A 322-nucleotide genomic window follows, 5' to 3' on the forward strand; every position below is an offset into this window, starting at 1 on the left:
TAAAAATCTTATCATCAAGAACGGGAATCCCTTCGTGCACATTTACAAACTTGAAGCCCAGCGCAGCGCCTCTCTGTTGAAACTCTGCTGTCCCAATCGGCATCACTTCTTTTAAATGCTTTGGTCCGTACTTTTCCAACGCAGCAATAGCTAGTTTCATCGATTCTTCTGGTGTTAGCCATTTCTTTCCATTCGGATCTTCTTTAGGGAATTTTATTTCTTTCTTTCTCTTGTCGACCACACGGTAGCTCATGAATCGTCCTGTTTCTTCCTCCGTTTCAATTTCAGCATCAAAGTCTTTATTGATTTCATGTGTATATTT

The 322-nt window shown here is 40.4% G+C and carries 1 pseudogene; it reads right to left on the reverse strand.

What is annotated here, in order from left to right:
- Positions 1-322 (reverse strand): annotated as a pseudogene (locus tag HP401_RS29575) (hypothetical protein); the annotation flags it as partial.

This window comes from Brevibacillus sp. HB2.2, from assembly GCF_013284275.1.
GTDB lineage: Bacteria > Bacillota > Bacilli > Brevibacillales > Brevibacillaceae > Brevibacillus > Brevibacillus brevis_D.